We start from the raw sequence: 11,120 nt of genomic DNA on the forward strand, positions 1-11,120 counted from the left end.
TCAGCCTTTCTCTTTGATCATCAGAGCTTGTGTGGGGCAGGCCCATACGGCTTGCTCGATCTGTTCCCGATCGGCATCGGGGGGTTCGTCGTCGAGGATCTCGACCTGTCCGCGCTTGGGCACCCGGAAGTAGTCGGGTGCCTCCACCTCGCACATGGCGTGGCCCTGGCACAGGTCCAGGTCGACTTCAACACGGTAGGAACCCATGGCGGTACTCCCTCACCTCCGCTTGCGGTAACGGACCTTGGCCGGCCGCTCCAGCTGGACGACCATCTTCGAGTGGTCGTTGCGGTAACTGTCGGCCGGCTGAGCCATCTCGAATTCGTACTCGCGCAACAGCACCGAGAAAATCGCCTTGATCTGCATGGTGGCGAACGCGGCACCCACGCAACGGTGCCTGCCTGCGCCGAACGGAATCCACGTCCACCGGTTGATCAGATCCTCCTGGCGCGGCTTCTCGTACCGGTCGGGATCGAACGCGTCAGGGTCGGGGAAGTCCTCAGGAATGCGGTTGGAGATCGCGGGGGAGGCCGCCACCATCTCGCCCTGGTGAATGCGATGGCCCGCAACCTCGAACTCGCCCTGGGCCACGCGCATCAGGATGATCAGCGGCGGGTGCAGTCGCAGTGTCTCCTTGAGGACGTTCTCCAGTTTCGGGATCTGGCGCAGCGCATGGAAACTGACCTCGCTGCCGTCGGAGTACAGCTCCTCCAGCTCGACCAGTACCTCTTTGAGGACGTCGGGGTGGCGCAGGAGTTCGATCAGCGTCCACGACGAGGTGCCGGAGCTGGTGTGGTGCCCGGCAAACATCATCGAGATGAACATCCCGGTGATCTCGTTGGCGGAGAAGCGCAGATTGCCGTCTTCATCTTTGATGGTGATGAGGACGTCGAGCATGTCGCGGTCGCTTTTGTCCTTGGGCGGATTGGCGATCCGAACATTCATGATCTCCTGCACCAGCTCCACCAGACCCTTGCGGGCCTCGTCGCGCAGCCGGAAGCTCTCGATCGGCAGGTGCGGATCGACGTAACACAGCGGGTCGGTGCCGCGCTCGAGCTGGTGGTAGAGATGCGCGAAGCGGCCGTCGAGCTGATCGCGGAACTTCTTGCCGATCAGGCAGGCCGACGAGGTGTAGATGGTCAGTTCGGCGAAGAAGTCCAGCAGGTCGATCTCGCCTTCGGAACCCCACTGTTCGATCATCCGCCGCACCTCGTGCTCGATGGTGGCGGCATGCCCCTTCATCTGGTCGCCGCGCAGCGCAGCGTTGTGCAGCATCTCCTTGCGGCGTTCGGGATCGGTGTCGAACACCACCCCTTCACCGAAGATCGGAGTCATGAACGGATACGCCGCGGCCTGGTCGAGATCGCTGTCGGCAGAGCGGAAGAAGAACTCGTTGGCCTCCGCACCGGACAGGAAGACCACCTGCTTGTCGGCGAGCTGGAATATGCCGACATCGCCGCACTCGTCACGCACCCGCTTCATCAGCGCGATCGGATCGGTGCGAAATTCCTCGAGGTGGCCGTGTTCTTCGGCGCCACCCGAAACCCGTTGTACTTCTTTGAGTGTCGTCACTGCTTCGGCATCCCTTCGTCACCGAGCGCAAGCTTCTGGCGGTCCTTGACGTCGGCCAGCGGCGCCTCGGGCTGGATCTCCAGGTTGGCGATGAACCCGCCGCGCGGTGTCTCCGCGACAAACGTGATGGCCCGGGCGAGGTCGGCTGCGCGCAGGAAATAGTCATGACGGGCCTGGCCCCACTTGGCCCAATCCTCCAGGGCCGGGCCGATCTTCTCGGCTGACAGGCTCCAGCCCATCGACGTGCGGGTGGGCCCAGGGTGCACGATCGACGCTCGCACGCCGGTGCCTTCCAGCTCCATCTGCAGGTTGGTCACCATCGCGACCAGTCCCGCCTTGGCGGCGCCGTAGGCGCCCATGTGCGGGCGCTGGCGCAGGGAGACATCCGAGCCGACGAAAATGACGTCTCCGCGGCGACGTTCGACCATGCCGGGCAGGACGGCGGTGGCCATCCGGTTGGCGCCGATCAGATGGATCTGGATCTGCTCTTCGAATTCGTCGGTGCTCATCTCATGCAGGCGACCGAAGTTGGTGTCGCCCGCGCCGGCGACCAGCACCTCGATATCCCCGAGGGCTTCGGCGGCGCCGTGCACGAAGGATTTGACCGAGTCCACGTCCGTGACATCCAACGGAAGCGCAACCGCTTCTCCGCCTGCGGCTTTGATGTCGTCGACGATCTCCTGGCACTTCTCCACCCGGCGCGCACCGAGCGCGACCGGGAAGCCACGGGCGGCCAGTTCGGTTGCCGCGGCGGCGCCGATCCCGGACGAGGCGCCGGCCACGATCGCGGGCCTGCGGGTCGGATGAGGTTCAAAACGGGCCATTTAGCGTTTCTCCACTGTGATCGGAAGATGGGCGAATCCTCGTACGGAACTGGAATGCACCCGCACAGCCGCGGGTTCATCGACCTCATACCCGCGGATTCGCTTGAACAACTCGGTCAGTGCCACCCGGGCTTCCATGCGCGCCAGATGTGCGCCAAGGCAGAAGTGGGCACCACTGCCGAAACTCACGAGCTTCGAACCGATGTCGCGGCCGATGCGGTACTCGTCTGGATTCTCGAAGGCACGTTCATCGCGGTTGGCCGAGCCTGCCAGAAGCAGCAGCACGTCGCCTTCGGGAACCGTCGTGCCGTAGAACGTCAGGTCTTCGGCGACTGCCCGGGCCAGGATCTGGCTGGAGGTGTCGTACCGCAGCGTTTCCTCGACCCATGGCGTGATCAGGTCATGATTGTCGAAAACCGGCGCCAGCTGGTCGGGGAACCTGGCGCCCCAGTATGCGGCATTGGCAAGCAGTTTCGTCGTGGTCTCGTTCCCGGCGACGACCATCAGGAACAGGAACGCCATGATCTCGTCGTCGGTGAGCTTGTCGCCGTTGATCTCGGCTTCCACGAGCGCCGACGTCAGGTCGTCACTGAGCTGCTTGCGACGAGACGAAACCATGTCGGCGTAGTAGACCAGCAGTTCGCCCGAGGCTTCGATCGCCGATCCGGGTACGTCGGCGACTCCGTCCTCGCGGTGCATGACGCCGTCGGCCAGTGCCCGGATGCGGACCCGGTCCTCCTTGGGTACCCCCATGAGTTCGGAGATGACGTCCATCGGCAGCTTGCCGGCGAAGTCGTCGACGAAATCGAAAGTCTGCTGCTGCAGCGCCTCGTCGAGGTGCTCCACGGCGATCTCGGTGACCCGGGCCTCCAGTTCGCGGATGCGGCGCGGGGTGAACCCTTTGGACACCAGGGTCCGCAGCCGCAGGTGCGCCGGATCGTCCAGGGCGAGGAACGACATCACGCGGTGGGCTTCATCGTTGCGGGAGATCGGGTCGAGGGCGACACCGTGCTTGTTGGACAGGGCCACGCTGTTGCGGAAACCCTGCACGACGTCGCTGTGCCGCGACAGCGCCCAGAACCCGCGTTCCTCATTGCGATAGAGCGGCGCCTCGTCGCGCAGCCTGCGGTAATACGGGTAGGGGTCCTCGTGAAAGTCGTAGTTGTACGGGTCGAGCACAAGATCCACGGTGGGTAGGGTCATCGGTACTGTCTCCTCTTCGCGCACGCGCTCACTGGTGCTCCCCTAGGAGGAGGCCGATCACATAGGTGAGCCGATCGGCGATCTGGTGGTAGGTGAAGGCGCCGCTGCCGGCATTGACGAGCGCGCCGAAGAACGTCATCTCCAGGGCCGATACGGTGCGTAGATCTGCGTCCGGACCGACCGCCGAACGGATGCGCCGGTGGATCTCCGCGCCGATGCGGTCCCGGACGGCGCGGACCGCCGGATCGCTGCCCCCGCCCAGCAAGGCGGTGGTGCATGCGGCGGCAACCTCAGGTTCGTCCGCGACGACCAACGCAAGTGCGCGTAGTGCCTTGTCGACGCGGGTGGTCATGGAGTCGTTCACGTCGGTGAAGTACGGCACCTGGCCGACGAGATCGAGGTAGACCTCGGCGATCAGATGGTTCTTCGATGAGAAGTAGGTATAGGCGGTCGCCGGCGCCACCTTGGCGCGTGCCGCCACCGCCCGCACCGTCAGGTCGGCATACGACGATTCGCGCAGCATGTCGATCGCGGCGGTGAGGACCTTGCGGAAGGTTTCTTCCTGCCGTCGGTTGCGCGCGGTCGCCGGAACGGGTTCTGTGACTGCGGCCACTGGATCGCTGGACACATGTCCAAGTTATCCGACAACGGCGACGTTGGGCAAGTGTGACTGCCGAAACCGAACACCACCTGCATCATTGTGGGAGATTGACCGCCGCGGCCGGGGGCCGGCCTTGCGACTCCGGGTTCCCTGAGGCTATCGTTCGAGGCGATACAGCCGGACAGCTGTCCAGAATTCGTGAAGTGGAGTTCACCGATGCCGGTACTGGCCGATCGCCAGAGTCAATTGCTCATCGACGGCAAGCTCGTCGCCGGTGGTGGGGGTGTGTTCGAAACCGTCAACCCCGCCACCGAGGAATCACTCGGGGTGGCCGCCGATGCGAACCCCGAGGACATGGCCGATGCCATCGGGGCCGCGCGTCGCGCGTTCGACGACACCGATTGGTCGACGAACACCGCGCTGCGGGTGCGGTGCTTGCGTCAGCTGCGTGAGGCTTTGCGTGAGAACCTGGAGGATCTACGCGAGCTGACCATCGCCGAGGTGGGGGCGCCACGCATGCTCACCTCCGGCGCCCAGTTGGAAGGCCCGATCGATGATCTCGCCTTCTGCGCTGACACCGCCGAGAACTATGAGTGGAGAACCGATCTCGGCCACGCCACGCCGCAGGGCATGCCGTCCGACCGCACCATCGCCCGCGAGGCCGTCGGCGTGGTCGGCGCCATCACCCCATGGAACTTCCCGCACCAGATCAACCTGGCCAAGGTCGGCCCGGCGCTGGCGGCAGGCAACACCCTGATCCTCAAGCCGGCCCCGGACACCCCGTGGGCCGCTGCGGCGGTGGGTCAGATCATCGCCGAACAGACCGATTTCCCGCCCGGCGTGATCAACATCGTCACCTCCAGCGATCACTCGGTCGGTGCATTGCTGTCGAAAGATCCACGTGTGGACATGGTTTCGTTCACCGGGTCGACCGCGACCGGTCGGGCTGTGATGAACGACGCCGCGCTGACCATCAAGAAGGTGTTTCTGGAACTCGGCGGAAAGTCGGCGTTCCTGGTGCTTGACGACGCCGATCTGGCCGGCGCGTGCTCGATGGCGGCGTTCACCGTGGCCATGCACGCCGGGCAGGGGTGTGCGATCACCACTCGCCTGGTGGTGCCCAGGGCCGCCTATGACGACGCCGTCGAGGCCGCCGCGGCGACGCTCGGCTCGATCAAGCCGGGTGATCCGAACAGTAAGCGCACCGTGTGCGGGCCGTTGATCTCGGCGCGGCAGCGGGACCGGGTGCAGTCCTACCTGGACCTTGCGATCGCCGAGGGCGGCCGTTTCGCGTGCGGCGGTGGGAGGCCTGCGGACATGGCTCGCGGCTTTTATATCGAGCCGACCGTGATCGCGGGCCTGGACAACAACGCCAGGGTGTCCCGCGAGGAGATCTTCGGACCGGTGTTGACCGTGATCGCTCACGACGGTGACGACGACGCCGTCCGCATCGCCAACGATTCTCCGTATGGACTGTCCGGCACGGTGTTCTCCGGCGACGACGACCGTGCTCAGGCAGTGGCCGCGCGGTTGCGCGTCGGCACGGTGAACGTCAACGGTGGCGTCTGGTACTCGGCAGACGCGCCGTTCGGCGGATACAAGCAATCAGGGATCGGCCGCGAGATGGGGTTGGCCGGTTTCGAGGAATACACCGAAATCAAACTCATTGCGACGCTTGTCAAGTAAAGGAGAATCGGGTGACGAAGTTCGACTCGGATTTCAAGGATAAGGTGGCCATTGTCACCGGTGCCGGCGGTGGTATCGGCCAGGCCTACGCCGAAGCGCTCGCGCGTGAGGGCGCCGCGGTGGTGGTCGCCGACATCAACACCGAAGGCGCGGCGAAGGTCGCCGACGGCATCAAGGGTGAGGGCGGCACGGCCCTGGCGGTACCGGTCGACGTCTCCGACATCGAGTCGGCCCGCGATATGGCGGCACAGACGCTGTCGGAATTCGGCGGCATCGACTACCTGGTCAACAACGCCGCGATTTTCGGCGGCATGAAGCTGGACTTCCTGCTGACCGTCGACTGGGACTACTACAAGAAGTTCATGAGCGTGAACCTCGACGGTGCGCTGGTGTGTACCCGTGCGGTGTACCGCAAGATGGCCAAGCGCGGTGGCGGCGCGATCGTCAACCAGTCCTCCACGGCGGCCTGGATGTACTCGAATTTCTACGGGCTGGCCAAGGTCGGCGTCAACGGCTTGACCCAGCAGTTGTCCCGCGAGTTGGGCGGCCAGAACATCCGGATCAACGCCATCGCACCCGGACCGATCGACACGGAGGCCAACCGGACCACCACTCCGCAGGAGATGGTGGCCGACATCGTCAAGGGCATCCCGTTGTCCCGCATGGGCACTCCGGAAGACCTGGTCGGCATGTGCCTGTTCCTGCTCAGCGACCAGGCCAAATGGATCACCGGGCAGATCTTCAACGTCGACGGCGGACAGATCATCCGCTCATGAGCTCGCAAGAACGCCTCGGCTACATCGGGCTGGGGAACATGGGCGCCCCGATGGCCAAACGGCTCGTGCAGTGGCCCGGTGGCGTCACGGTGTACGACGTGCGTGTCGAGGCGATGACCCCGCTGGCCGAACTGGGTGCGACGCTGGCCGACAGTGTGGCCGATGTTGCCGACGCCGACATCATCTGCGTCACCGTCCTCAACGATGAGCAGGTCCGCGATGTGGTCGGGCAGCTCGCCGCAAAGGCCAAGCCGGACACCGTCATCGCCATCCATTCCACGATCAGCGACACCACTGCGGTGGAACTGGCCGCGGCGCTCAAACCGCAGGGGATTCACATCGTCGACGCCCCGGTCAGCGGTGGCGGGGGAGCCGCGGACAAAGGTGAACTCGCCGTCATGGTCGGCGCCGAACGCCCGGTCTACGAACGGATCAAACCGGCCTTCAAACAGTTCGCGTCGATGGTGATCCACGCCGGCGAACCCGGCGCCGGCACACGAATGAAACTGGCCCGCAACATGTTGACGTTCACCTCCTACACCGCGGCGTGTGAGGCGATGAAGCTCGCCGAAGCCGCCGGGCTGGACCTACAGACACTCGGACGGGTGGTCCGTCACACCGATGCGCTCACCGGCGGGCCCGGGGCGATCATGGTGCGTGAGGACATGGCAGATCTGACACCCGACCACTGGCTCTACGACGCCTTCACCCATACCCGAGGGCTCGGCGAGAAGGATCTGAGCCTGGCGCTCGGACTGGGTGATGTTGTCGGAGTGGACCTTCCCTTGGCCAAGCTGGCTTTGCAGCGGCTCGCCGCCGGGCTCGGTGTGCCGCACCCGAACGAATAGGAGACAGTGATGGACGAACTGCGCGCCAAGGGCCTGGCCAAGATGAACGAGGTATACGGCTGGGAGATGCCGAACATCGAAGGGGACCCGTACTTCGATCTCACCGTCGAGCACCTGTTCGGCACCATCTGGACCAAGCCGGGCCTGTCCATGCGTGACAAGCGCTTGATGACACTGTCTGTGGTGACGGCACTCGGGTTGCAGGATCTGGCCGAGGTCCAGGTCAACGCGGCGCTACTCAACGAGGAGCTCACGGAGGACGAGCTCAAGGAGATGGCGATCTTCCTCACCCAGTACGTCGGCTTTCCCCTCGGATCCGGTCTGAACGGGGTCGTGACGAAGGTTGCGGCCAAGCGGCGTAGGGCCGCCGAGAAAGGGCAGGGCGAGGACAAGAAGGCCAATGTCAACGCCGCCGTGCGGATGAACACCGGGAACACCTTCGATGACGAGTAGGTACGCGTCCCTGACGCGTGATCAGCTGGCCACGCTCGTACCCGAGCTGCTGCTGATCGGACAGATGATCGACCGGTCTGGAATGGCCTGGTGTATCAGCAGTTTCGGCCGTGAAGAGATGCTGCAGATCGCGATCGAGGAGTGGGCCGGGTCCAGCCCGCTGTATACCCGGCGGATGCAGAAGGCGCTGAAGTACGAGGGCGTCGACATCATCACGATCTTCAAGGGCCTGCAGCTCGATATCGGTGCGCCGCCACAGTTCATGGACTTCCGGTACACCGTGCACGACCGGTGGCACGGGGAGTTCCACCTCGACCACTGCGGTGCGCTGCTCGATGTCGAGCCGATGGGTGAGGATTACGTGCGGGGGATGTGCCACGACATCGAGGACCCGACGTTCGATGCGACCGCGCTGGCCACCAACCGGCGATGCCAGGTGCGCCCCATCCACCGTCCGCCCAGGACACCGGTGGACCGGACCCCGCATTGTGCGTGGACGGTGATCATCGACGAGTCCTATCCCGAGGTGCCCTTCATCCCTCAGCTCGACATCGTCGCGGCGAGCCGCGCCTACACCACCGAACTCGACGCCATCGACCCAGAAGACGAGGGGTTCGCCGATTATTCGGGTCCGCTGGTGTCCGACGTCGACTTCGGCGCGTTCTCGCACTCGGCGCTGGTCCGGATCGCCGACGAAGTGTGCCTGCAGATGCATCTGCTGAACCTGTCGTTCATCATCGCTGTCAGTGCTCGCGCGGGAACCGACACTGCACTGGCCACCGACATCTGCACCAAACAGTTGATCGGGGTCGCCGGTCTCGCCGCCGAACGCATCCACCGGGCACTGGAGCTGCCCGGCGGCATCGACGGCGCGGTCAAGGTGCTCGAACTGCACCCGCTACTGAATCCCGCCGCCTACGTCACCGCCGAGTTCGGTCCGGACACGGTTGCCGTGCACCGGTCACCCGCGCACGAGGACGGTGCCTGGGTGTCGCTGGTGTCGCCGACCGAGACCAGGCCACTGCAGGCCATCGTTGCCGGCGTCGACCCCCACCTCAATGTCGAGGTGATCGGGTCGGACACCGAGTGGACCGCACGCGTCATCGAAACAGATTCCGCAGCAAAAGAATTCGGCGAAGTTGCCGTCGCCAAGGTCAGCGGCGGCGCGGGTTTTGTGTTCCAGCCGAGGAAGTCGCTGCCGCTCACCGTGGTGTGAACACGCGATCGTGAAACGTCAGCGAGAAATCAGCCGGAATCTCGCGGAGGATTCACACTCGCGACGGCCACTACGGCTGAACCTACCCAGCGGCGCAGATAACTGCGCAGCGCCTCGCCGGTGCGGGGCGGGCGACCGGGGTCGATGACGAACGACTGGATGATCCGCAGCAGGTGTTCGGCGAGTTCGTCGAGATCTTCGTCGCCGTATCCGAGCCCGCGCCAGTCCACGTCGAACTTCCGCAGCATCGCATTCGCAAATCGCAGGGCGACATCGGAGGTGACCGATTCGGTATGCGCGTCGGCGCGCCCTGGTGCGATCAGCAGACCGATGTGTTTGTCTTTGGGCAGCCATTCCAGCGCAGTGGCGATGCCCTCGGTGACGGCCTCCACCGGATCGGTGACGCCCTGCAGATGCGTGGCCAACCGGTCGAGAAAGTCGGTTGCCGCGTGCACCGCGGCGGCGACCAGCAGTGCCTCGGTGCTGGAGAAATACCGGTACACGGTCTGGCGGGTGACGCCGAGAGTGCGGGCGACGTCGGCGATGGAGAAGTCGGCCCCGCGCTCGTCGATCGCCTTGCCTGCGGCCGCCAGGATGCGCGCGACCGCCTCGTCGTCAGTGGCCGGCGTCGAGCCGGCCCAGCCGTGGGTGCGCACTCCGGCATCCTATTGCACTGGTGTACCCGGCTACCGGTAGGAGACCTGCAGGTCTTTGATGCCGTTGATCCATCCGGAGCGGAGCCGTTGCGGCTCAGCCAGTTTGGTGATATCCGGAATTTGATCGGCGATTTCGTTGAAGATCAGCTTGATCTCCATGCGGGCCAGGTTGGCTCCGATGCAGAAGTGGGCGCCGTTGCCGCCGAAGCCCAGGTGCGGGTTGGGGTCGCGCATGATGTCGAACCGGAAGGGATCCGCGAATACGTCCTCGTCGTAGTTCGCTGAGCTGTAGAACAGCCCGGCGCGCTGGCCCGCCCGGACCGTCACACCGCCGATTTCGACGTCGGTGAGCGCCGTCCGTTGGAAACAATGCACCGGAGTGGCCCAGCGGACGATCTCGTCGACCGCGGTTGCCGGTCGTTCGCGCTTGAAAAGCTCCCACTGGTCCGGGTTTTCGAAGAACGCATTCATGCCGTGCGTCATGGCGTTGCGGGTGGTCTCGTTGCCGGCGACCGCCAGCAGGATCACGAAGAACGCGAACTCGACGTCACCCATCGATTCACCGTCGATATCGGCCTGGATGAGTTTGGTGACGATGTCGTCGGCCGGGCAGCGGCGACGCTCCTCGGCCATGCCGTAGGCGTAGCCCATCAATTCGGCGTTGGCCATCGTCGGATCGGAGTCGAAGTCCGGGTCGTCGGTGTTCATGATCGAGTTCGTCCAGTGAAAGAGCTTCTCCCGGTCGTCCTCGGGGACACCGATGAGGTCGGCGATCGCCAGCAACGGCAGGTTCATCGCGATGTCGTCGACAAAATTGCCGCTGTCCTTCCGCGCGGCCGTGGCGACGATCTCCCGGGCTGCGACCGCGAGCTTCTCCTCCAGGCCGGCCACGGCCCGCGGGGTGAACAGTCGCGAGACGATCTTGCGCAGGCGGGTGTGCTCGGGGGCGTCGTGGTTGATCAGCAGCGCTTTGGTGAGTTCCAACTGCTCGCCGGTGACGCCTTCTGGAAGCCGCATGACGGCGCCTTTGGCGTTGGTGGACCAGACGTCGCCACCATTGCGGGAGATGGTCTTGATGTCCTCGTGGCGGCTGATCACCCAGTAGCCGCCGTCATCGAAGATCGATTCGCCCTGTTCGTTCCACCAGACCGGCGCGGTCTTCCGTAGCTGGGCGAACTCGTTCACCGGGATGCCTGTGAGCAGCACGTCGGGGTCGGTGAAGTCGTACCCGAGGCCGAATGGGCATGTGCTCTGCGTCATAATTTGACCATACACCGCGGTGTCA

General features: G+C 64.7%; 12 protein-coding genes. 5 read left to right on the plus strand and 7 right to left on the minus strand.

The window, feature by feature from the left end:
• From M1247_RS30995 to M1247_RS31015, 5 genes are read right to left on the minus strand one after another with little or no spacing between them, the layout of a single operon-like run.
• Window positions 1-207 (minus strand): ferredoxin Fdx, encoded by a 207-nt coding sequence (locus M1247_RS30995; protein WP_317160251.1) that lies wholly within the window; start codon window positions 205-207, stop codon window positions 1-3.
• A gap of 12 nt (window positions 208-219) precedes the next feature.
• On the minus strand, window positions 220-1,572 hold the full coding sequence (locus M1247_RS31000) for a lanosterol 14-alpha demethylase (protein WP_317160252.1): 1,353 nt from the start codon (window positions 1,570-1,572) through the stop codon (window positions 220-222).
• A complete protein-coding gene (locus M1247_RS31005; RefSeq protein ID WP_317160253.1) occupies window positions 1,569-2,396 on the minus strand; it encodes an SDR family oxidoreductase in 828 nt (275 codons plus the stop codon). The genes M1247_RS31000 and M1247_RS31005 overlap by 4 nt, the downstream gene beginning before the upstream one ends.
• Entirely contained in the window at window positions 2,397-3,599 is a 1,203-nt protein-coding gene (locus M1247_RS31010; protein WP_317160254.1) for a cytochrome P450, read from the minus strand.
• Window positions 3,600-3,627: 28 nt separating this feature from the next.
• Window positions 3,628-4,227 carry a TetR/AcrR family transcriptional regulator gene (locus M1247_RS31015; RefSeq protein WP_317160255.1) on the minus strand — a complete coding sequence of 200 codons (600 nt, stop codon included), beginning with the start codon at window positions 4,225-4,227 and terminating at the stop codon, window positions 3,628-3,630.
• Window positions 4,228-4,416: 189 nt separating this feature from the next.
• On the opposite strand from M1247_RS31015, the gene M1247_RS31020 reads away from it, so the two are divergent.
• From M1247_RS31020 to M1247_RS31040, 5 genes are read left to right on the plus strand one after another with little or no spacing between them, the layout of a single operon-like run.
• On the plus strand, window positions 4,417-5,886 hold the full coding sequence (locus M1247_RS31020; RefSeq protein ID WP_317160256.1) for an aldehyde dehydrogenase: 1,470 nt from the start codon (window positions 4,417-4,419) through the stop codon (window positions 5,884-5,886).
• Between the two features lie 11 nt (window positions 5,887-5,897).
• Window positions 5,898-6,662 (plus strand): SDR family oxidoreductase, encoded by a 765-nt coding sequence (locus M1247_RS31025; RefSeq protein WP_317160257.1) that lies wholly within the window; start codon window positions 5,898-5,900, stop codon window positions 6,660-6,662.
• Window positions 6,659-7,510, plus strand: coding sequence for an NAD(P)-dependent oxidoreductase (locus M1247_RS31030; protein ID WP_317160258.1), 852 nt, complete (start codon window positions 6,659-6,661; stop codon window positions 7,508-7,510). Before M1247_RS31025 ends, M1247_RS31030 begins: the two co-directional genes overlap by 4 nt.
• A gap of 9 nt (window positions 7,511-7,519) precedes the next feature.
• Window positions 7,520-7,963 (plus strand): carboxymuconolactone decarboxylase family protein, encoded by a 444-nt coding sequence (locus tag M1247_RS31035; protein ID WP_317160259.1) that lies wholly within the window; start codon window positions 7,520-7,522, stop codon window positions 7,961-7,963.
• Complete coding sequence (locus tag M1247_RS31040) at window positions 7,953-9,179, plus strand: hypothetical protein (RefSeq protein WP_317160260.1); 1,227 nt, start codon at window positions 7,953-7,955, stop codon at window positions 9,177-9,179. The genes M1247_RS31035 and M1247_RS31040 overlap by 11 nt, the downstream gene beginning before the upstream one ends.
• Window positions 9,180-9,208: 29 nt before the next feature.
• Here M1247_RS31040 and M1247_RS31045 read toward each other — a convergent pair whose 3' ends face one another.
• Complete coding sequence (locus M1247_RS31045) at window positions 9,209-9,835, minus strand: TetR/AcrR family transcriptional regulator (RefSeq protein WP_317160261.1); 627 nt, start codon at window positions 9,833-9,835, stop codon at window positions 9,209-9,211.
• 30 nt (window positions 9,836-9,865) lie between these two features.
• Window positions 9,866-11,095: a cytochrome P450 gene (locus tag M1247_RS31050; RefSeq protein WP_317160262.1), complete on the minus strand. Its 1,230-nt coding sequence runs from the start codon at window positions 11,093-11,095 to the stop codon at window positions 9,866-9,868.
• Between the last annotated feature and the right edge of the window lie 25 nt (window positions 11,096-11,120).

This window comes from Mycobacterium appelbergii, from assembly GCF_032883035.1.
Classification (GTDB): Bacteria; Actinomycetota; Actinomycetes; order Mycobacteriales; family Mycobacteriaceae; genus Mycobacterium; species Mycobacterium appelbergii.

Bases quoted from the DNA above. Each gene is read 5' to 3' on its own strand.
- M1247_RS30995 (WP_317160251.1), bottom strand. From the start codon at position 207: ATGGGTTCCTACCGTGTTGAAGTCGACCTGGACCTGTGCCAGGGCCAC.
- M1247_RS31005 (WP_317160253.1), bottom strand. From the start codon at position 2,396: ATGGCCCGTTTTGAACCTCATCCGACCCGCAGGCCCGCGATCGTGGCC.
- M1247_RS31010 (WP_317160254.1), bottom strand. From the start codon at position 3,599: ATGACCCTACCCACCGTGGATCTTGTGCTCGACCCGTACAACTACGAC.
- M1247_RS31020 (WP_317160256.1), top strand. From the start codon at position 4,417: ATGCCGGTACTGGCCGATCGCCAGAGTCAATTGCTCATCGACGGCAAG.
- M1247_RS31030 (WP_317160258.1), top strand. From the start codon at position 6,659: ATGAGCTCGCAAGAACGCCTCGGCTACATCGGGCTGGGGAACATGGGC.
- M1247_RS31035 (WP_317160259.1), top strand. From the start codon at position 7,520: ATGGACGAACTGCGCGCCAAGGGCCTGGCCAAGATGAACGAGGTATAC.
- M1247_RS31040 (WP_317160260.1), top strand. From the start codon at position 7,953: ATGACGAGTAGGTACGCGTCCCTGACGCGTGATCAGCTGGCCACGCTC.
- M1247_RS31050 (WP_317160262.1), bottom strand. From the start codon at position 11,095: ATGACGCAGAGCACATGCCCATTCGGCCTCGGGTACGACTTCACCGAC.